The sequence below is a fragment of the Staphylococcus carnosus genome (assembly GCF_900458435.1).
GTDB classification, from domain to species: domain Bacteria; phylum Bacillota; class Bacilli; order Staphylococcales; family Staphylococcaceae; genus Staphylococcus; species Staphylococcus carnosus.
The window spans coordinates 1,545,399-1,568,949 of sequence record NZ_UHCT01000001.1; the positions used below are offsets into that span (position 1 = coordinate 1,545,399).

Consider the following 23,551-nt stretch of genomic DNA (forward strand, 5'->3'; position numbering starts at 1 on the left):
AACATAAAAAAATAGCCTACCTGAAAAGATAGACTTAAAGATCTCTTATCTTTCAGGTCTTCACCTGCTGGAATTAGCACCTAACTTAAATAGGTTGCCTGGTATCGTCGGGCCAGTCCCTCCACCATTCTGGATAAGTTTTATTTAATTTAATTCAGAGTATAAAACTAATCTCACCCATTGTCAACAGACTATTCTCGTTTTTCTGAAAATCAGATAATTTTTTACATTCCCTTACGCTACTTTAAAAAGTTGTTAAACAAAGTGTTTTAATCACAAAAAACCTGATTGCCTTAATCCAGACAATCAGGTTGATAATATTACTAATTTTTAGAGCGGATAACACGAAGTACTTTAATCATATTCTGTCCAAGTGAACTATGTCTTGAATACACTAAGTATCTCGGTTCCCAATGTGGTTTAAATTTTTCTTTATACTGTCTTAAGCCGCGGAAGCGGTATAAATTATTAAAGTGTTCAAAAATACGGCCTGCGATACGTTCATTCAAATATGAAAATTCAGTTTGTCCCACATTAGAAAGTGTCGCCATACCCATGTTGAAAGCTTTATAATCATGTTCTTGCCCCCATAACAGCATGTGCAAATACAAACCATCCATTAACGGTAAATCAACATCCGGCAGCCAGCGGATTAAATCCACTGAAATAGAATCATTATAATGCGTCGGCATTAAACTGCAAAAAGCGATAATTTTACCGTCTTTTTCTTTCAAAATACCGACAGGTGCTTTTGAGATATAACTTTCTGTAAATTGACCGACAGAAAAATGCATTTCATTTTTGCCATCCAACCATGCATCACTGACATGTTTAAGCTGCGCAAACAACTCTTTTGAAAACGGCGGATCAATAATTTCAAATTCGATTTCTTGATCTGCAATTTTATTTAAAGTGGCTCTGAAGCCTCTGCGTTTTTTACCTGAAGTCGTAAAAGTAGTCAAATCAATAACCGCTTCTTCACCTAATTTAAAGAACTGATTGCCGAAATCATGATATAAAGGCATGTAACGATCGCTTGCTTGATAGAAAATAATTTCATAACCCATAGTAAGCGCATAATCGTAAAGCGATTCTAATAAATGATTGAAGCGTGCTGGATTACCGATAGGATCTCCTAATACAACCAGTGTATTGGATTTATAACGATACATTACAAACGCTTCTTTTGACTCATCCATAAAGACATCTTTATCTCCGCTGTGTATCAAGTGGCTTAAATAGTTGCCGCCGAATTGCTCGATAATTTCTGAACAGCGTTCAAAATCTGGTTTTGGTCGTGCTTTAGAGTAAGCTTGTTCAAATAACCATACAATGAATGCGACGATGATAAAAATCACAATAGCAGTCATCCATAAATAATAACGTAATAAAGAGGTATCTAACTCAATTTTATATGCATCTAAGGCATTCAATACAAATTTAATAACATAGTGGTTTAAAATCAGCATCAACGCACTGACAACAAACATCGCCACAATGTGACGCATGCGCAATGGGCGTTTCAAAATTGTTGTTTTATTGAATGAGTAAACCAGTAATGCGAATAAAACAACAAGCCAAAACATCAGCAATATTGATGTATTCAGATAAAGCGTAATACCGAAAATTAAAATAATCGCAACAAGCGCAAATAAAATGGCACGTCGGCTTTGTTGGAAAATACCGCGTACATTCAGCATCAGTATTAAACAAGCGCTCGTATGAATCGTTACGATAATGTAGTAAAACATATGGTTAGGATCATATAAACCATCGTATATAATCGACACGTTATTCAATAAGAACATCAAACTCGTCAACGCGACTAAGATACCTAAAGATAATGACGGTATTTTAGAGAATACTGTTTTTTGATAAGAGAATAAAAACGATGTGACTTCTTTAGCCGGCGTGTAATAACGAGATTGTTCAATATAACGTCTTGCAGATGTCCCGAATTCAAAGATGGATAATATCATTGAAATTAACAGCGGGATAAAGTAATAGGCAAAACGATACATTAAAAGTCCTAAAAGTACTTTTTCTTCAGGTAAGCCTAAATGTTTCAGACCTACTAAAATAACAACATCAAATGCACCGAATCCACCTGGAATAAAACTGATCAGACCTGCAATCGCAGCGATGATAAAGATACCGATTACAGATGTATAAGGCACATCTAAATGTACAACACGTAAAGAGAAGTACAATACAGTACTTGCTGCAATCCATTCAACTGCTGATACTAACGTTAAATAAACACCCGTTAAACGATGGTTTTTTTGTACTGGTTTTTTCACCGTAAAAATAATAAAAACCGGTAAGAATAATGCCACGATATACATCATAATATGTACGACTTGATATTTATCTAAAAGATGCGAGGCATTAAAGATATGGGTCACTACTAGGATGGATAAAAAACTTAATCCTGTCAGCATAGATAATAAAACTAATGAAATATAGTGCATCAGTGTTTTAGTATCTTTGGTGTAATTTTTATACATTGCAAAACGCATACCTGCACCGATGAAACCGCCGAAACCGACAATAGAGTTCAGCGCATTAATAATGTAACTGATTCTGAATATCTTCCCTATTGAAATTTTCAATTTCAAGGTACGTACCATAATCAAGTCATAAAAGCTGAGCAATAAGATAGAAGCACCGCCTAATGCAAATACACCTGTCAATTCTGCTCTATTTAATTTTTCAAAAAGAATAAAGGCCTTTTTGAAATCCACATTAGAAATCTCTCTGTATAAAATCGAGGCCACAATAATGAATAACACGGTCGCAAAAACAACTTTTGCGATTGTCAGGAGACGACTTTTTAATTCTTTTGACATTTTTTCACTCAATTCTTGTTTGTTTTTTTATTAAAAGTTAATTATTTGATTTAATTGTTAACAAATAATTCTAAACTACTTAATAGCAATATACCACATTCCTAAAACTTTAAAAATTTAAAAACAGGCAATCACACCTAACAAAAGTGTCATTGCCTGTTTGAGTGCCTGTATTAACGTACTTCGTTGTTAGGGTTATCTTTCCATTCTTCGCTTGATACTTCATAAGGCTCTGAATCTTGGCCATAATAACGGTTATAACGACGTTTGAAGATATCAAAGAGGTGCATCACTAACACTTTTAAGACTGCATAACCTGGAATTGCTAAGATAACGCCGACAATACCTAATAAATTTCCAGCACATAAAAGTACGAAAATAATTGTTAGCGGGTGTACTTTTAATGTTTTACCCATGACATTAGGTGAAATAAAGTGACCTTCAAAGAATTGCACCAGTGTCCACACAATCAGTAATTTCAATAGCATAATCGGTGATGTAATCAATGCCATGACAATCGCTGGTGAAATCGCAATAGTAGGTCCTAAATAAGGCACTACACTTGTTACCGCTGCGATACATGCAAGTACTAAACTGTAATCTAATCCGATAATGGAATAACCGATGAAAAGCAGAACACCGATACACAGTGAAACAAACATTTGACCTTGAATGTAAGAACCGACTTGCAAGCTCATACTTTCAATGACTTCATGAAAGTCTTGACGGAATTTCGGCGGTACAACTTTAATTGCCGTTTCTTTAAAGTGATGACCATCTTTTAAAAAGAAGAATAATACAAATGGTGTAGTAACTAATACAACACCGACATTCACAACCGCTTCCGCAAACGACATCACTTTTGTTCCGAAGCCATCAAAATAATCTGAAACCATACCTGGTACTTTTTTCGCAAATTTATCTAATTGGTCTTGAATCTGACTATAAAAACTTGAGAATCCTGTACCTCTCGACATGCTCGTCACGCGATCAACAATATCATTGAATTTATTAACATAACGAGGCACGTGATGACTGAAAGTTTTAATTTGGCCGCCGATAACCGGGATTAATAAATTCACAATCAATGCAATGACTGCTACAGCGACACAATATAAGATAATGATTCCCCATAATCTTGGAATCCGATAGCGCTCCATAAGGTTGATAATCGGATTAAATAAATAAAAGAGAATTAATCCTAAAATAACAGGTGCCGCTATGGTATTAAAAATAATCACAAAAGGCTGGAATATGTATGAGACTTTATCAAAAATAAAAATCGCAATACCGATAAGTATCAACATGACTAAGCCAAATAACAAATTCTTGCCTCCGATAAATTTCATAAAACGCGTTTCACTCAGTGAGAAACGCTGTGGCTTATCGTTATTTGCCATATAATTCACCATTCCTTGTGCTTAATTAAACATAATTTTATCGCTTCTTTGTAAAAAAAGAAACTTTTAACGCTAAAATACTTGTTTTACTTATATATATTACCACGCATATTCTAAAAGAAACCGAACAATTTTTTGAAAGTGTCGATAAATGCTGTATGAAGGTATCAAAAAAGAGCAACCTGTATCAGATTGCTCTCTCCTTCAAACAATATTAATTATTCACCAAAAGCAGTTTCTCACCTTGTTCTACTTTACCAGTATGCAAGACCTCGATATTTGCGCTGCCTGCATTCGTAATAATAATTGGAGTGATTGTATCATCTGCATGTTCTTTGATGTAATTTAAATCTACTTTCATCAATGGTTGACCTAATACAATATTGTCATTTTCTTTGACTAAGATTTCAAAACCTTCCCCATCTAATTTCACTGTTTCTAAACCGAAGTGAATTAACAGTTCAATACCATCTTTAGATTCTAAACCAATAGCATGTTTCGTTGGGAAAATCATTTTCACTTTACCGTCAAACGGTGCCACGACTTCTCCTGTTTCAGGTTTGATCGCAATACCGTCCCCCATCATTTTTGCAGAAAAGACTTTGTCTGGTACTTCGCTTAAATCAACTGCTTCACCTGTAATCGGTGCATATATTACCGCGCCGCCTTCAGCTACAATTTCAGCTGTTTCAACATCACCATCTTCTGTAACTGTCGTTTCAGCTGGAGATGTGATCTTACCATCCATAATCTGCTGCATATCATGTTTGATTTGATCAGATTTCGGACCGAAAATTGCTTGCATGTTATTACCGACTTCAAGCACACCTGAAGCGCCGAGTTGTTTTAATTTTTCTACATCTACTAATCCTTTATCTCTGACTTCTACACGTAAGCGTGTAATACAAGCATCTAAATGTTTAATATTATCTTTATTACCCATTGCTTCTAATACTTCAAATGGCAATTCACTAACAGAAACATCTTTGCTTTCAACTTCTTTATCCTCACGACCTGGTGTTTTCAAGTTTAATTTTTTAATTAAGAATGTGAATAAGAAGTAGTAAATCAGTGCATACGCGATACCTACTGGAATCACTAATAATGCATTTGAACGATCCCAAGATAATAAACCATATAGAATGTAATCAATAAATCCGCCTGAGAATGTCATACCGATTTGCACATGCAGCAAGTGCATAATCAAGAATGAAGTACCTGCTAAAATAACATGTGCTACATATAGAATCGGCGCAACAAATAAGAATGAGAATTCTAAAGGTTCAGTAATACCTGTTAAAAATGATGTTAACGCAGCTGATAACATTAAACCACCGACTACTTTACGGCGTTCAGGTTTCGCTTGGCGATAAATCGCAAATGCTGCTGCTGGCAGACCGAACATCATAAATGGATATTTACCAGTTGTAAATGCGCCAGCTGTAAATGGAACACCATCTTGATATTGTGCCATCCAAATACGTTGGTCACCACGTACTAAGTTACCGGATTCATTGACATAATGTCCAAATTCAAACCAAAACGGCGCATAGAAAATATGATGCAAACCGAACGGAATCAAAGAACGTTCAATAATACCAAAAATAAATGTCGTTAATGCTAAGTTTTTACCTAATAAGAAATTAGATAAGTTGTTCAAACCATCTTGTACAGGCGGCCAAACAAAACTTAATACAATCCCAGTTACGATAGCTACAAGTGATGTAATAATCGGCACAAAACGTTTACCTGCAAAGAATCCCAAGAATTGGGGCAGCTGGATATTATAGAATTTGTTATAACACCATGCTGCAAGTGCCCCGATAATGATACCTCCGAATACACCTGTTTGCAGTGTCGGTATACCTAAAACCAAAGCATGGGCTGGATCTTTAGCAGATTGTCCCAGTGTTTTTGCACCATCTGCATAACTGAAGATATCATCAATGGTAATACCTGCAATTTTTCCCATTGTCGCACTCATAATCAAGTATCCGACTAATGCTGCAATCCCTGCTACACCATCTCCGCCTGCTAATCCAAGTGCAGTACCCATAGCAAACAGCAATGGCAAGTTGTCAAAGATAACTTGACCTGACGCTTCCATAATCTGACTGATTAATTGAATATAATGATGTTGCATCCAGGGTGCAAAGTGTAAGATTTGTTCGTTGTGCATCGCATTACCAAACGTTAATAAAATACCAGCGGCCGGTAAAATTGCAACTGGCAGCATTAATGCTTTACCAATTCGCTGTAATTGACCGAAAAACTTTTTCAACAGATTCTTCATTGTTTCCTCCTAAGTTGTAAATTCTAAAAAAGACATGAACAAAAACTAGTTTTACTAGATTCATTGTCCATGTCTGAAATCTGTTACATACAAAGAATTTATAATTTTATCGTCTTTCTCAATGGTGATATTATTTAACTAAAATAACTTTATCACCTTGTTTGACTTCACCGTGCTGCAATACTTCCATCGTACGACCATTTAAGTTCGTTACAACGATTGGTGTAATTGTACTGTCTGCATGTTCTTTGATGTAATCTAAATCAACTTTCATTAACGGTTGACCTAATACAATATTGTCGTTTTCTTTCACTAAGATATCGAAGCCTTTACCTTCTAATTTCACAGTTTCTAAACCGAAGTGAATCAATAATTCGATACCATCTTTAGATTCTAAACCAATAGCGTGTTTCGTTGGGAAGACCATTTTAACCACACCATCAAATGGTGCAACGACTTCTCCAGTTTCAGGTTTGATTGCAATACCGTCACCCATCATTTTTTCAGAGAAGACTTTATCTGGCACTTCTGAAATATCGACAACTTCCCCTTTAATCGGCGCATATACAACACCGCCGCCTGCTGCTGCGATTTCAGCTGTTTCTTTATCGCCTTCTTCAGTCACTGTTGTTTCTTCTGGTGAGGTAATTTTACCATCCATAATCTGCTGCATATCATGTTTGATCTGATCAGATTTCGGACCGAAAATTGCTTGCATGTTATTGCCGACTTCAAGTACCCCTGATGCACCTAAGTCTTTTAATTCTTGAACATCTACTTTCGCTTTATCATTCACTTCGACACGTAAACGTGTAATACAAGCATCTAAATGTTTAATATTAGCTTTTCCACCCATAGCATCTAATACTTTGAATGGTAATTCACTCGCTGCAACGTTTGAAGATTTAACTTCTTTATCTTCGCGTCCTGGAGTTTTGAAGTTGAACTTAACGATAAGGAAGCGGAAGATAATATAGTAAATCGCTGCATAAACTAATCCTACAGGAATAACCAGCCACCATTGTGTCTTATTCGGCAAGATTCCAAGTAAGAAGAAGTCGATGAAACCACCTGAGAATGTGTAACCGAGATGAAGATCTAATAAGTATAAAATTAAGAATGATAATCCGTCTAATACAGCATGGATAAAGAATAATAATGGTGCTACAAACAAGAATGAGAACTCTAAAGGTTCAGTAATCCCTGTTAAGAATGAAGTTAACGCACCTGATAACATTAAACCTGCGACAACTTTTTTATTTTCTTTTTTAGCTGTTTGGTAAATCGCTAATGCTGCTGCCGGTAAACCGAACATCATGACTGGGAATTCCCCTTGCATGAATTTACCAGCTGTCAAAGGTACATTGTCACGGATTTGTTCAATAAAAATACGTTGGTCACCGTGAATAATTTGTCCCGCTGCATTTTTATATGATCCGAATTCAAACCAGAATGGCGCATGGAAAATATGGTGTAATCCGAATGGAATCAATAAACGTTTGATGAAACCGAATAAGAATACAGCAAGACCAGTATTAGATGCTAATAATCCTTCACTAAACGCATTTAATCCACCTTGGATTGACGGCCAAATAATCGCCATCGGGAAAGCTAAAATAAACGAACAAGTTGCCATCATAATCGGCACAAAACGTTTACCAGCAAAGAACCCTAAATAACTCGGCAATGAAATGTTATAGAATTTATTATAACACCATGCGGCCAGTGCACCGATGATGATACCGCCGAACACCCCAGTTTGCAGTGTAGGAATACCTAATACATTCGCAAATCCTGTTGCAGCATCTGCTGCTTTTTCAGGTGTTACTCCTAAGAACATTCCCATTGTTTTATTTAACACAATAAAACCGACAAATGCTGCAATGGCTGCAACACCATCACCCGATGCTAAACCGATTGCAACACCGAGTGCGAAGATAATGGCCAAGTTATCAAAGATAATCCCGCCGGCACCTTCCATCATTTTTGCGACATTTTGAAAACCTTCTGCTTTAATGAATGGCATAAGGCTTTGCAATGCATCGCCCTGAAATGCATTACCTAATGCAAGCAGTAAACCTGCTGCTGGCAAGATTGCAACCGGTAGCATTAATGCTTTACCAATACGCTGCAACTGGCCGAAAAACTTTTTCCACATAAAAGTTTCCTCCCAAATATGAAATTGTAAATATCAAGAATAGATTCAACAGCAAACAAAAAAGGCATGAGTAAAAAAGTTGGATTGCTCCAAACTTCATCACTCATGCCTAATCGAATTAGTTACACGTTCGTATTCTTTTCATTTTGTTGTGTGAAGTGATTGATATGCAGTGTTAAATAAATTAATTCCGCTTCATATACTTCCACATCCAGATGCTGCTGCATCATTTTAATGATTTTAACAGCTATATTATAGCACAGCGGATAATGCGCTTTCAACATGTTTCCGAATTCGTCATTAACTTGTATTATTTCGCCTTTTTGAAGTCTTCTGATCAAAAATTGAATATGACGAATAAAGCGTTGATATTGAATCGAATTTGTATCAATTTTATATTTCAAATCATGTTCCATAATCAAGATACTTTTATTAATAATCTCATTTGTCAAACGTACTTCATGCAATGATAAATCATCCTTGCTGCTTGCAATATGCAATGCAATAAAACCAATCTCATCTTCTGGAAATTCAATATCTAAAAGCTTATTCAAGTGTTCAATCACACTCACAGCAATCTGATAAGATTCTGAGTAAAGCTGCTTTGTTTCAATCAAGAAAGGGTTTTTAATAAATTGGTGTTGTTTAATACGTTTATATGCAAATAAAATATGGTCAGTTAATGCCACCATCAAATCTTTATCTACTACAGTTCGGTCAGCATGTGTAATGATATCCATTGCTTCAATAATCGTTTGGAGCACATTATCGTCAGCTATTTCGACTAATGCTTTGTAATGATCTTGATCTTTCTTTTGCTCTAATTTATAAACTTTATCAATCATTACCGAATCAGAAAGTTCCATCCCTTTCTTTTTATTGAAGCCGATACCTTTACCAATCAGAACAACTTCATGATGCTGGTTTTCGTCTGTACAGATAATGACGTTATTATTAAGTGTTTTCTCTATGACGTAGTTGCTCATGCTAACCACCTTTTCTGATACGTTCTTATCATTATTATAGTACTCATCATTTTAAAAAAGAATATAATTATTCAATATTAGTGTCCATTCTACCACATTCTATTCTTTACTTGAGATAGAAATTGGCAGAATTCCTAAAAAAAGAACACCGAAGTATGTTCCGGTGTGCTGAAATATAATTATTTGCGATTCGGTAATTGTTTTGATGGATCTCCCCAACATTCAATACCGAATAAATTAATGTCTAAGTTTTCTGGTTTGAAAATAGGTTTTTTTCCTTCTTTACGTTGTCTGAAGTAGTCCTTCATAACCGCAAGAGCAATATTCGATAAGCCGATAATCGCAATTAAATTGACAATTGCCATTAAGCCCATGAATACATCTGCTGTACTCCATACTGTTTCAGTTTTAATAACAGCACCGAAGAATACAAGCACTACAACTAAACATCTGAAGATAAATAATATTGTCTTATTGTATGATAAGAATTCAATATTAGATTGACCATAGTAATAGTTACCGATAACAGATGAAAATGCGAATAATGTAATCGCGATAGTCAAGAAAATACCGCCTGCACTACCTAAATGTTCGTTTAAAGCTGATTGCGTTACAGCAACACCTTGAGGTGCATTGTCGCCGAATTTCAAACCGCCGTATAACAAGATAACAATCGCTGTTGCTGTACATACCAAAATAGTATCAAAGAATACACCTAAAGATTGTAATAAACCTTGTTTAACTGGATGCGGAACAGCTGCAGTTGCAGCCGCGTTCGGAGCCGAACCCATACCTGCTTCGTTAGAGAATAAACCACGTTTAATCCCTTGCAATACCGCCGCACCGACAGCACCGCCTGTTGCTTGTTCAACGCCGAATGCATTTTTAAAGATTGTAGCAAGCATCGGGATGATTTGGTCATAATTCATCACTAAAATGACAAGTACCACACCGATATAGATAATTGCCATAATCGGTACAATAATAGATGATAACGTTGCGATACTGCGCACACCGCCGAAGATAATAATAGCTGTTAATACTGCTAAAATAATACCTGTAATAACCGGACTGATATGGTATTGCGTGTTCAATGATTCTGCAATCGTATTGGCTTGAACTGTATTAAATACAAAAGCAAACGTGACAGTAATTAAGATTGCAAAAACAACACCCAGCCATTTTTGATTAAGACCTTTTGTAATGTAGTATGCAGGTCCGCCTCGATAACCGCCGTCTTTATCAGGCACTTTATATACTTGAGCTAACACTGCTTCTACAAATGCACTTGCTGCACCGATTGAAGCAATAATCCACATCCAAAATACTGCACCTGGACCACCAAGAACAATTGCTGTTGCTACACCTGCGATATTCCCAGTTCCTACACGAGAACCCGCACTGATTGCAAATGCTTGGAATGGAGAAATACCTTTTTCACCGTTTTCAAGTGTTTCAGGTTTTTCAACTAATGCACGCAGCATTTCTCTAAATGACGTAAATTGTACAAACCTGGAGCTGATGGTAAAGAAAATCCCAACAGTAAGCAATAAGCCGATTAAGTATTGTGACCAAATTAAATCATTTCCAACACTGATAAAGGCTTTAAACCAACCAGGGATCAAACTATCAAAGTCTTTCAATGTCAAAACCTCATATTCTCTTTAAATTTATGTAAAACGTTACACATGGAATTTGAAATTCGAGTCTCTATAAGACTAAAATTTCTGCTTCTTCTTTCTTTAAAATCAAAAAAATAGCAAGTGGTTTAATTCTGTAAAAGAATGTTGACCGCTTGTTATTTGGTTAATCTATTCTCTATTTTATCATCTTACAATATTTCTGACTATATTTTTTTGAAAAGTAGAGAATTGCACTTATTAAAAAAGCTGTTTGAGTAGGTCATAACCTATTCAAACAGCAATTAATTTTAATTATTCATCCTTTGAAGTTTCAGGCACACTTACAGAAAGTGCATTCACTTCACCGAATTCATCTGTATCCACTACAAATGAACCATTTGTATATTGTTCAGTAAGATGAATATCGCTTACTTTTCCAGAAAAACTATCTTTATTTGAATAGATAGTATAGATACTCTCTGGATCTGAGATGACATCCGCACCGACAATACGGTGAGGTCTTGATTTCAATTCTTTCAGAAGCTTGATACCGCGTTGTGCACGTTTGGCTTCTGATAAAACTTTAAATCCGATCCGTTTGACTGCACCACGTTGTGTCGCCATCAATATCGTGTCGTTCGGTTGAATGAGCTGTGTCATTTCTACTACATCATCGTCTTTCAGATTGATGGATTTAACCCCCGCTGCACGCAAGCCAGTACTAGATAATTCATCTGTTGAATAAGTAAGTGACATACCTGTATGTGTCACAATCGTAATCAGTTGATCTGCTTCAATACGCATCACATTAATCAATTCATCGTTATCTTTTAATTTCATCGCAATTAATGGTTTATTAAAGCGTGTTGTTTTAAAGAGTTCAAGTTCACTTTTCTTAATCATGCCGTTTTTCGTCGCCATGATATAGTCAGCATTTTGTTTAAAGTCTGGTTCTGTGAAGACATCAAGCACATATTCATCATTTTCTATCGGCACGAGTTGTGAAATGTGCTGACCTAAATCTTTCCATTTTACATCTGGTAATTTGTGTACTGGAAGATAGAGATAACGTCCTTTGTTCGTAAAGACTAAAGCAATGTGCTGTGTATTAGTTTCAAGGTGGCTCAGTAATGCATCGCCCTCTTTCAAACCAACTTCATCTACACGGTTTGCATTGAAACTACGTACAGACGTACGTTTGATATATCCATCGCGAGATAAACTTAAAATAGTTTCTTCACTTGGAACAATGACTTCTTTAGAAATTTTAATTTCAGCAATTTCTGCTTCAATACGTGATAGACGTTCTGTTTTAAAGCGTGTACGAATTTCTTTTAATTCATCTTTAATCACGTTTAATAATGCATCGTGATTATCTAAAATGTTACGTAAATCATTAATTTTAGCTTCTAATTCACCATGTTCTTTTTCTAATGCGACAATATCAGTATTTGTTAGACGATATAATTGTAAAGTCACAATCGCTTCTGCTTGTTCTTCTGTAAAATCAAATTCAGCTACTAAATTATCTTTTGCATCTTTTTTGTTTTTAGAACCGCGGATGATTGCGATAACTTCATCTAACACTGATAAAGCTTTCATTAAACCTTCTACAATATGCATACGTTTTTCAGCATGGAATAAATCATAACGTGTACGTTTAGTTACAACATCAATTTGGTGATTTAAATAACTGTCGATAATTTCACGGATGCCCATTAATTTAGGACGGCCGTCACTAATTGCGACCATGTTGAAGTTATATGAGATTTGTAAATCTGTGTTTTTATATAAGAAGTTTAAGATGGCATCGCTATTTACATCTTTCTTCAATTCAATCGCAATACGCAAGCCTGTTCTGTCTGTTTCATCACGTACTTCAACAATACCATCGACACGTTTATCAGCACGTAATTCATCGATTTTTTTCACAAGGGCACTTTTATTCACTTCATATGGAATTTCAGTGACAATTAATTCTTGTCGTCCGCTTCTCAACGTCTCAGTTTCTACTGTAGAACGTACTACGATACGGCCTTTTCCTGTTTCATATGCTTTTTTAATACCATCGATACCTTGAATAATACCGCCAGTCGGAAAGTCAGGGCCTTTCACATATTTCATCAACTGGCTGACACTGATATCTGGATTGTCGATATATTTCAATGTTGCTTGGATGACTTCACCTAAATTATGAGGTGGGATATCAGTTGCATAACCTGCAGAAATACCTGTTGAGCCATTGATTAAAAGGTTCGGGAATCTTGCTGGCAATACCATTGGTTCTGTTGTTGTATCGTCATAGTTCGGTACAAAAGGTACCGTATCTTTATTAATATCACGCAGCAATTCTTCTGATAACCGGCTTAATTTTGCTTCTGTATAACGCATTGCAGCAGGCGGATCATTATCGATACTACCATTATTACCATGCATTTCAATTAAGACATGACGTAATTTCCATTCTTGACTTAAACGTACCATTGCATCATAAACAGATGAATCACCATGCGGATGATACTGTCCGATGACATCCCCGACTGTTTTGGCACTTTTACGGAAGTTTTTATCATAAGTATTGCCGCTATCGTACATTGCATACAAAATACGGCGTTGTACAGGTTTTAATCCGTCACGTACATCAGGTAATGCACGTTCTTGGATGATGTATTTACTGTATCTGCCGAAGCGGTCGCCAATTACATCTTCTAACGAAAGGTCTTGGATAATTTCGCTCAATTTTCTTCCTCCTCACCATATTCATCTTGATCTAAGATTTGGATTTCATCGTTCTCCAAAATACTTTGATCTTCTTGAAGTCCGAATTCAACGTGACGTTCAATCCATTCACGTCTAGGAGCTACTTTATCACCCATAAGTGTTGTGACACGTTTAGATGAACGTACTTCATCTTCAACTTGGACTCTGATTAATGTTCTCGTTTCAGGATTCATTGTTGTTTCCCATAATTGGTCAGGATTCATTTCACCTAAACCTTTATAACGTTGCAAGCTGAAACCTTTACCGAGTTTTTTCTGTAATTTTTCTAATTCTTCATCTGTCCAAGCATATTCTACTTTTTTAGATTTGCCTTTACCTTTTTCTAATTTATAAAGTGGCGGCAATGCGATGAAAACACGTCCTGCTTGTACGAGCGGTTTCATATATTTGAAAAAGAAAGTTAAAAGCAATACTTGGATATGGGCTCCATCGGTATCAGCATCTGTCATAATAATGACACGGTTATAGTTGCTGTCTTCAATTTTGAATTCATTCCCAACACCTGCACCGATAGTATGGATGATAGTGTTAATTTCTTCATTTTTAAAGATATCATCTAAACGGGCTTTTTCTGTGTTGATGACTTTACCGCGTAATGGCAAAATGGCTTGATATTTACGGTCACGGCCTAATTTAGCTGAACCGCCTGCAGAGTCGCCCTCTACAAGATACAATTCTTTTTTCTCAGTATTTTTACTTTGTGCTGGTGTTAATTTACCAGATAACAATGTATCTTTACGCTTATTTTTCTTGCCCGTACGTGCATCTTCACGTGCTTTACGTGCGGCTTCACGCGCTTGTTGCGCTTTTACTGCTTTTTTCACAAGCGATTTTGAAAGTTGGCCTTTTTCTTCTAAGTAGTAAGGTAATTTCTCAGTAATTACAGAATCTACAGCACTACGCGCTTCTGCAGTTCCTAATTTCGACTTTGTTTGTCCTTCGAATTGCAATAACTCTTCAGGGATACGTACTGAAATAATAGCAGTTAAACCTTCTCGGATATCGTTACCTTCTAAGTTCTTATCTTTCGCTTTCAATTCACCAATTCGACGAGCGTAATCGTTAAACACACGTGTCATCGCCGTTTTAAATCCGACTTCGTGTGTTCCGCCGTCTTTGGTACGTACGTTGTTGACAAAACTCAAGATACTTTCAGAGTATTGATCATTGTATTGGAAGGCAACATCTACTTCGATACCATGTGATTCACCAGAAAAAGTAGAAACATCATGCAATACTTCTTTTCCTTCATTGACGTAACTGACAAATTCTTTGATACCTTCTTCATAATGATAGATTTCTTCTCGCTCTTTACCAGAACGTAAATCTGTCAAAGTAATTTTTAAATCTTTCAGAAGGAACGCAGACTCTTGCAGGCGTTCGCTTAATGTATCGAAGTTGAAGGCTGTTGTTGATTTAAAGATTTCAGGATTAGGTTTGAAAGTGACTTTCGTACCTTTTTTACGTGTCTTCCCTTTCTTTTCTAATCCTGTTGCAGGCAATCCGCCTTTGTTAAATTTTTGTTCGTAAATATATCCGTCTCGATATATTTCTACATCTAACCATTCGCTCAGCGCATTAACTACTGAAGCACCTACGCCGTGCAAACCACCAGAAGTTTTATAGCCGCCTTGGCCGAATTTACCGCCGGCGTGCAATATCGTAAAGATAACTTCTACTGTAGGCTTTCCTGATTTATGAATACCCGTCGGCATACCTCGTCCGTTATCTTCTACTGTAATACTATCGTCTTTATTGATAGTCACTTTAATTTCATTACCGAAACCGTTCAATACTTCATCGACTGAGTTATCTACGATTTCATATACTAAATGGTGCAAACCTCTTTTATCGGTTGACCCAATATACATCCCCGGTCTTTTGCGGACTGCTTCTAATCCTTCAAGAACTTGAATTGAATCATCCGAATAATTTTGTCGTTTATTTGTTGCCAATCGATTCTTCGCCTCCTACAAACATACGTTCGTTAATAAAACATTACATTAAACATTCTTACTTAAAATCTGGCAAATTGCAAGCCAGAAATTATTTTTAATGACGTATCAATTTGTGTTATGTGTAAAATATATTCTTGTATATACAAATTTCTATCATGTGTCTTCAAGTATTGACGTTTAATTCTATCATTTGTAAAATGTGTAGAAAAAATCTTTCCTAGGTCATCAAACTATAACTCATATATGGTAAAATAACGTTATCATCAACAAAGGATGTGTCATGCAAAATGATGATTGTGCTTATGCTTTTGCTCGCCTACATTGTAGGTTCATTCCCGAGCGGAGTTATCATCGGTAAAATATTCTTCAAGAAAGACATCAGACAATTTGGAAGCGGCAATACAGGTGCTACAAACAGCTTTCGTGTATTAGGTCGTCCAGCTGGTTTTGTCGTTACATTTTTAGATATATTTAAAGGTTTTATTGTGGTTTTCTTTCCGTTATTGTTCCCAGTACATCCGACAGGTCCTATCAGTGAATTTTTCACAAATGGATTAATCGTCGGTGTCTTTGCAATTTTAGGCCATGTCTATCCAATTTTCTTGAAATTTCATGGTGGTAAAGCTGTTGCAACAAGTGCGGGTGTCGTACTAGGAGTAGCCCCAATATTATTATTAATATTAGCAGCAATCTTTTTCCTTACCTTATACTTAACAAAATATGTATCACTATCAAGTATTGTCGCGGCTATTTGCTGTGTCATCGGATCTTTGATTATTCATGATTACATCCTACTAGTCGTAAGTATTATTGTAGCAATTCTCTTGATTTTTAGACATCGTACTAACATTGTACGTATCTTTAAAGGTGAGGAACCTAAAATTAAATGGATGTAAATGAAACGAACTGGGGCATTTTAATGCTCCAGTTTTTATTATTTTTTTAAAGTAATTATGAAGAATATTTGTACTCTAAGTAAATTTTTCCAAAAAAATTTGCGATTTCATGTTAAATTACACAACAAAACGGTTATAATGCATTATATAAATCATCAGTTATTTTGATTTATAAATATCCGGTAATAATGAGAGGAGTTTTTACCATGGAATTCAAACTTACAGATAACGCAGTGAAATGGTTTAAAGATGAATTTGAGTTACCGCAATCAGATAAAGCAATCAAATTTTTCGTACGTTATGGCGGAGAAAAACAATTAAAACAAGGTTTCAGTCCAGCGTTCAACATTGACAATAAATCAGATCAAGCCGTAGAAATCGGCTTTGAACAAGATTTCAATGGAGTAGATGTCATTATTGCCGAAAAAGACTTATGGTATTTCGATGGTGAAGATTTAACTATCGATGTAGATAACCGTGATGAAATTGAATTTGTACACAATAACGCTTCTAATGCATCATAATATAGAGTTAGATTGAACGCGCAGTTGTTAAAGCAGCTGCGCGTTTTTCATTATCTATTCAATTCCGTTTGTAACCTCAAAATTTTCTCCCGCTCTATTTCTTTTTTCCACTTCTTGATAAGTTTCATGCCAATCTGGAAAATGGCGATCTAGACGTATAGGTGTACGTGTATCTTCAGTCATACATATCAATTCAGTAGAACCTTTAGTAGTGACTTCATCATTTTCATTATAAATTTCATAACAATATAATGAGCGAATGCGGGAATAACGTTCTACCCATGTTTTAATTCTTACTTTCTCTGGATAAGTCACAGGTTTAATATACTTAATATTTAAATCAGTAACAGGTGAGATAATACCGCGTTTTTCCATATCTGCATAATTGAAACCTAACTTGCTAATATAATCAGTACGTGCAACTTCAAACCAAGTCGCATAATTACCATGATAGATAAATCCCATCTTATCGGTTTCTTGATATCTTGCTTCAATTTCAGTAATACTGTAAATCATGTTTTTACCACGCTTTCTATACTCATTTGCTTAATTATCATATCACAAATAAAAGAGACTAAGATAGTAAGGACACTATCTCAGCCTCAATCTATTCAAGCCTCAAATTAATCGTTAACTTAAGCGTCTTGTAATTTTTTACGTAATACTAATTGTAAGATACCACCGTGACGATAGTAGTCTAATTCAACAAGTGAGTCGAAACGAGCGATTGCTTCGAATTCTACAACTTCGCCAGATTCTTTTTTCGCTGTTACTTTAACTTTGTCATGAGGTTTTACATTTTCATCGATATCAACAGAAATTTCTTCTCTGCCGTCTAATCCTAGGCTGTCAGCTGATTCGCCGTCTAGGAATTGTAATGGAAGTACACCCATCATAACTAAGTTTGAACGGTGGATACGTTCGTAACTTTGAGCGATAACTGTTTTAACACCTAAAAGGTTTGTACCTTTAGCTGCCCAGTCACGTGAAGATCCCATACCGTAGTCATTACCTGCTAATACAACTAAGCCTGTGCCGTCTTCTTTGTATTTCATTGCAGCATCATAAATCGGCATTACTTCATCAGTTGGCCAATAAGTTGTGAAGCCACCTTCTGTACCAGGAGCTAATTGGTTTTTAATACGAATATTCGCGAATGTACCACGAACCATTACTTCATGGTTACCACGTCTTGAACCATAAGAGTTGAACTCTCTGATTGGTACATCATTTTCTTGCAAGTATTGGCCTGCAGGTGTATCTTTACCAATCGCACCAGCTGGTGAAATATGGTCAGTTGTTACAGAATCACCGAATTTACCCATTACACGTAGGTTTTTCAATGGTTCGATTGTACCAGGTTCTTTAGATAAGCCTTGGAAGAATGTTGGATTTTGAATGTAAGTTGATTTAGGATCAAAGTCATATAATGGCGCATCCGTTACATCAATTTCATTCCACATTTCGTTGTTAGTGTATACATTTGAGTATTCTTCACGGAATAATTCAGGTGTAACAGCACTATCAACTGCATCTGCAACCTCTTTGATTGAAGGCCAGATATCTTTCAAGTAAACATCGTTACCATCTTTATCTTTACCTAAAGAGTCATTTTGAAGGTCGATATCTACAGTACCTGCTAAAGCATACGCTACAACTAATGGAGGTGATGCTAAGTAGTTACCTTTTACTAATGGGTGAATACGTCCTTCAAAGTTACGGTTACCTGATAATACAGAAGTTACTAATAAGTCTTCTCCTGAAATTGCTTTTTCGATTTCTGGTAAAAGTGGACCAGAGTTACCGATACAAGTTGTACAACCATAACCAACTAAGTTGAATCCAAGTTCATCAAGATATTCTTGTAAACCAGAATCAGCTAAGTAACCTGTTACAACTTTTGAACCTGGTGCTAATGATGTTTTAACAAACTCAGGAACTTTCAAGCCTTTTTCAACAGCATTTTTAGCTACTAAACCAGCACCTAACATTACATATGGGTTAGATGTGTTTGTACATGATGTGATTGCAGCAATTGCAATATCACCAGTAGTCATTTCAGCAGTTCTGCCGTCTTCAAATTCAATTTTAGCTTTTTTATCGAATTCTGATTCATCATAACCAAAGCCTTGGTTACCTGCTGGTGCAGTTACAGATTTTTCGAATGATTCTTTCATGTCGCCTAATTTAATCAAGTCTTGTGGACGTTTAGGACCTGATAAAGAAGGTTCAACAGTAGATAAATCTAATTCTACAACATCTGTGTATGATGGATCTTCTTTTGTTACGTCAAAGAACATATGGTTTTGTTTCAAGTACTCTTCAACAAGTTCAATTTGTTCTTCAGAACGGCCAGTTAAACGTAAATATTTAAGAGATTCTTCGTCTACCGGGAAGAAACCGCATGTAGCACCATATTCAGGAGCCATGTTAGCGATTGTAGCACGGTCAGCTAATGGTAAGTGTTGTACACCAGGACCGAAGAATTCAACAAATTTACCTACAACGCCTTTTTTACGTAATTCTTCAGTTACACGTAATGCTAAGTCAGTTGCAGTTGCACCTTGCGGTAATGCATTTGTCAAACGTACGCCGATAACTTCTGGAATTGGGAAGTAAGAAGGTTGGCCAAGCATACCTGCTTCAGCTTCGATACCGCCAACACCCCAGCCAAGAACGCCAAGACCATTGATCATTGTAGTATGTGAGTCAGTACCTACTAATGTATCAGGGAAAGCTACTGTTTCGCCGTCTACGTCTCTAGCATGTACAACATTTGCTAAATACTCTAAGTTTACTTGGTGAACGATACCAGTTGCTGGTGGTACTGCATTGTAGTTATCGAATGCTTTAGTAGCCCAGTTTAAGAATTGATAACGTTCATAGTTACGATGAAATTCTAATTTCATGTTACGTTGTAATGCATCAGGATTAGCATAGCTATCAACTTGTACAGAGTGGTCAATAACTAAATCAACTGGTACTTCTGGGTTGATTTTGTTAATATCTCCACCTACATCATCCATTGCTTTACGTAATGAAGCTAAATCTACTACAGCTGGAACACCAGTGAAGTCTTGTAAGATTACGCGTGAAGGTTTGAATGGAACTTCGCCTTCTCCGCCATTGCCGAATTTTGATAACCCTTCGATATGCTCGTCAGTAATAACAAACCCGTCTTCTTGACGCAAAACTGATTCTAACAATACTCGGATTGAGTATGGTAATTTGTTGATGTTTGTTAAACCTTGTTCTTCTAATGCTTGCAAATCATAAAAAGTGTACGTTTTTCCGTTAAGAGAAAACGTTTTCTTTGCCTGCTCTTTTAAGTTAGAAGACATGTATAATCCCCCCTGATTCAATATTATGCCTTTAATTAAATTGTATAGATATAAGTAAGGGATTACAACTATTAAACAGTAGAAAACACGCTAAAATCATTTTTGTTTTTTAATCAGTAAGTATAAGTATTAATTATCATATACAGCTCGTGTAATAAGTATCTTTTATTGATTGAGAATTGTTTTCAATTAAAACAATAAATCTTTATAACAAAAAACTACCCCGCATCATTTGCGAGGTAGTCATGATTTAATCATATTATGAATGTGATTGTTCAGATTGTTGACGTGCTTTACGTTTATCTAAAATATCTTCTTCATAATCTTGTTGAGAATATTTTACATATTCTTCTAAACGGTGTTTATTAGGCGTTAACGTCAAGCCTAAGAATTTACGTTCGCGGTTCGCATCTTTGTAGAAACTGATCATCATCAGTATCACGATAATGGAGAATGGCAATGCACTGATTATCGCAGCACTTTGTAATGAGTTCAATCCTGTATCTCCACCTGAGAATAACAGAATGAATGCGATAAGTGATTGAGCTACACCCCATGATACTTTGATATATGATGATGGTTCTAATGAACCGAATGAAGTTTGCATACCTAACACGAATGTTGCTGAGTCTGCTGATGTAATAAAGAATGAAGCAATCAACAATAACGCGATAATAGATAAGACAAAGCCCATTGGCAAGTGATGGAACACGCCGAATAATTGTGTTTCAGGTGCCATTTTGAATAAGTCATGGTGTTTCTTACCAGTTTCAATACCTAGTACACCAAACACACTGAACCAAATAAAGCTGACAATTGCTGGAACTAGCAATACGCCTGACATAAATTCTCTGATTGAACGTCCTTTAGAAACACGGGCAATAAATACACCCACGAATGGACTCCAACTTAACCACCAGCCCCAATAATATAGTGTCCATGATGACATCCATTCACGTTTTTGCGGATTTAATGCCGCAGTATCAAAACTGTTGAATAAGAATGAATTAAATAAGCTACCTGTTGAGCTTGTCATCATATCCAAAATAAGAACTGTAGGTCCGACAATTAAAGCAATAATCATCAATAGTGCCCCTAATCCAATATTAAGGTTACTTAAATATTGGATACCTTTGCTTAGGCCAGACCAAGCTGAAGCGATAAAGAGAATTGTTACGATAATAATAATTACACCTTGAACCCAAACATTGTTTGGAACTCCAAATAAGTAATTTAATCCACCATTGATTTGCAGTGCACCCATACCTAGAGATACGGCAACACCGACAACTGTTGCGAATACCGCTAATACGTCAACAATTGTACCAATTGGGCCATCTACTTTATCTCCTAAAATCGGACGTAAAGTTTTAGATAAAAGACCAGCTTCTCCTTTTCTAAACTGAGCATAAGCGAGTGCTAAAGCAACTACACCATATACTGCCCATGCGTGGAAGCCCCAATGGAAGAAAGAAGAACGTAATGCTTCTGTATAAGCTTGCGCTGTTTCGGGTTTAGCGTTCGGCGGTGCAGCAAAATCTCCCATAGGTTCAGCTGCGCCATAGAATACTAATCCGATTCCCATTCCAGCACTGAATAACATTGCAAACCAAGAAATAGTATTGAATTCAGGTTTGTCATTCGGTTTCCCTAGTTTTAGTTTACCGATTGGGCTGAAAATCAAGAACACACAGAAGAATACGATTATCGTAGTTAAAATTAAGTAATACCAACCCAAATCATTGGTAATCCAAAGTTTGACGGCATTCGTGATTTTGTCAAACTGGCTAGGAAAGATAGCTCCGGCTAAAACAACGATTAATACTAGAATCGATCCGTAAATAAATACCGGTGAAAGCTTCTTGCCATTATTACCATGCTGAGAAGAATTCATAATCAATTACTCCCTTTCTATTTATTTTATTGTCCAAAAAATATAAAACTGATTTTATAAGAAAAAATCATTTTCGCGAAAAACCATTTACTAGCATAACAAAGGACTAGCATATAATCAAATTTACCAATAACAAATATACAATATATTAATTATTGATTAAATCATAAATGTTTTAGGGGTTAATTTGATTATTTAACGCTTATATTAGGCAATATACTTTTGGTCTATACCCTTTTTTATTACTTATAAATATGAAAGCGCTATGATTCCCAAAAAAAGCAATGTCCTTTCAAGAATTTGTAAAAATAACCAAAACAGCTATTTTTTTTCTTAAAAGATTTATCGTATAATATAGTTTAGTAAATTTAGGAGGATATCTATACTTATGTTTAAAGAATTTAAAGAGTTTGCCTTTAAAGGAAACGTATTAGACTTAGCTGTTGCTGTAGTAATGGGTGCTGCTTTCAACAAAATCATTACTTCATTAGTAACATATATCATCATGCCATTAATCGGCTTAATCTTCGGTACAGTAGATTTCGCTAAAAACTGGTCATTTATGGGGATTAAATATGGCTTATTCGTTCAATCTGTCATCGATTTCTTAATCGTTGCTTTCGCCCTATTCCTTTTCGTTAAATTAGCAAATACATTAATGAGAAAAGAAGAAGTGGAAGAAGAGCCAGAAGAAAATATTGTTTTACTTACTGAAATCAGAGACTTATTGCAACAACAAAATGGCACTGTTACAAATGAAACAACTAACATCTTTACTGAAACTGACGATGTTGATAATAAGAAATTTTAATTTATTTCTAAATAAAAACGACTTGCGAATCACGCAAG

General features: G+C 35.8%; 14 protein-coding genes and 1 riboswitch. Of the genes, 3 read left to right on the top strand and 11 right to left on the bottom strand.

The annotated features are described in order from the left end of the window. Window positions 1–42: 42 nt before the first annotated feature. Window positions 43–140: riboswitch (SAM riboswitch) on the bottom strand. Window positions 141–323: 183 nt separating this feature from the next. The 8 genes from mprF to parE all read right to left on the bottom strand — a co-directional run bounded on the left by mprF (window position 324) and on the right by parE (window position 16,044). Continuing rightward, complete coding sequence (gene mprF / locus DYE31_RS07475; RefSeq protein WP_015900251.1) at window positions 324–2,849, bottom strand: bifunctional lysylphosphatidylglycerol flippase/synthetase MprF; 2,526 nt, start codon at window positions 2,847–2,849, stop codon at window positions 324–326. A gap of 173 nt (window positions 2,850–3,022) precedes the next feature. Next, the gene (locus tag DYE31_RS07480) at window positions 3,023–4,249 is read right to left on the bottom strand and encodes an AI-2E family transporter (RefSeq protein WP_015900250.1); all 1,227 of its coding nucleotides are present in this window, start codon (window positions 4,247–4,249) and stop codon (window positions 3,023–3,025) included. Window positions 4,250–4,463: 214 nt separating this feature from the next. Next, window positions 4,464–6,533 (bottom strand): glucose-specific PTS transporter subunit IIBC, encoded by a 2,070-nt coding sequence (gene ptsG, locus DYE31_RS07485; protein WP_174221508.1) that lies wholly within the window; start codon window positions 6,531–6,533, stop codon window positions 4,464–4,466. A 139-nt stretch (window positions 6,534–6,672) separates the two neighbouring features. Further along, window positions 6,673–8,700 carry a glucose-specific PTS transporter subunit IIBC gene (gene ptsG, locus DYE31_RS07490; RefSeq protein WP_015900248.1) on the bottom strand — a complete coding sequence of 676 codons (2,028 nt, stop codon included), beginning with the start codon at window positions 8,698–8,700 and terminating at the stop codon, window positions 6,673–6,675. Window positions 8,701–8,822: 122 nt separating this feature from the next. Beyond that, window positions 8,823–9,686: a glucose PTS transporter transcription antiterminator GlcT gene (gene glcT / locus DYE31_RS07495; RefSeq protein ID WP_015900247.1), complete on the bottom strand. Its 864-nt coding sequence runs from the start codon at window positions 9,684–9,686 to the stop codon at window positions 8,823–8,825. 179 nt (window positions 9,687–9,865) lie between these two features. Further along, window positions 9,866–11,329, bottom strand: coding sequence for a glutamine transporter AlsT (gene alsT / locus DYE31_RS07500; RefSeq protein WP_015900246.1), 1,464 nt, complete (start codon window positions 11,327–11,329; stop codon window positions 9,866–9,868). Window positions 11,330–11,620: 291 nt separating this feature from the next. Beyond that, window positions 11,621–14,047: a DNA topoisomerase IV subunit A gene (gene parC / locus DYE31_RS07505; RefSeq protein WP_015900245.1), complete on the bottom strand. Its 2,427-nt coding sequence runs from the start codon at window positions 14,045–14,047 to the stop codon at window positions 11,621–11,623. Beyond that, entirely contained in the window at window positions 14,044–16,044 is a 2,001-nt protein-coding gene (gene parE, locus DYE31_RS07510) for a DNA topoisomerase IV subunit B (RefSeq protein ID WP_015900244.1), read from the bottom strand. The genes parC and parE overlap by 4 nt, the downstream gene beginning before the upstream one ends. Window positions 16,045–16,334: 290 nt before the next feature. Here parE and plsY point away from each other — a divergent pair, with 290 nt between their 5' ends. Together plsY and DYE31_RS07520 are read left to right on the top strand one after the other, a co-directional pair. After that, complete coding sequence (gene plsY, locus DYE31_RS07515) at window positions 16,335–16,943, top strand: glycerol-3-phosphate 1-O-acyltransferase PlsY (protein WP_015900243.1); 609 nt, start codon at window positions 16,335–16,337, stop codon at window positions 16,941–16,943. 206 nt (window positions 16,944–17,149) lie between these two features. Beyond that, window positions 17,150–17,467: a HesB/YadR/YfhF family protein gene (locus DYE31_RS07520; protein ID WP_015900242.1), complete on the top strand. Its 318-nt coding sequence runs from the start codon at window positions 17,150–17,152 to the stop codon at window positions 17,465–17,467. 54 nt (window positions 17,468–17,521) lie between these two features. On the opposite strand, the gene menI is transcribed toward DYE31_RS07520, so the two are convergent. The 3 genes from menI to DYE31_RS07535 form a co-directional block, all read right to left on the bottom strand. Further along, window positions 17,522–17,983, bottom strand: a complete 462-nt coding sequence (gene menI / locus DYE31_RS07525; RefSeq protein ID WP_015900241.1) for a 1,4-dihydroxy-2-naphthoyl-CoA hydrolase MenI — start codon at window positions 17,981–17,983, stop codon at window positions 17,522–17,524. Between the two features lie 119 nt (window positions 17,984–18,102). Next, window positions 18,103–20,808 (bottom strand): aconitate hydratase AcnA, encoded by a 2,706-nt coding sequence (gene acnA / locus DYE31_RS07530; protein ID WP_015900240.1) that lies wholly within the window; start codon window positions 20,806–20,808, stop codon window positions 18,103–18,105. Window positions 20,809–21,067: 259 nt separating this feature from the next. Continuing rightward, window positions 21,068–22,702 (bottom strand): BCCT family transporter, encoded by a 1,635-nt coding sequence (locus DYE31_RS07535; RefSeq protein WP_015900239.1) that lies wholly within the window; start codon window positions 22,700–22,702, stop codon window positions 21,068–21,070. Between the two features lie 388 nt (window positions 22,703–23,090). On the opposite strand from DYE31_RS07535, the gene mscL reads away from it, so the two are divergent. Next, window positions 23,091–23,513 carry a large conductance mechanosensitive channel protein MscL gene (gene mscL / locus DYE31_RS07540; RefSeq protein ID WP_015900238.1) on the top strand — a complete coding sequence of 141 codons (423 nt, stop codon included), beginning with the start codon at window positions 23,091–23,093 and terminating at the stop codon, window positions 23,511–23,513. Window positions 23,514–23,551: the final 38 nt, after the last annotated feature.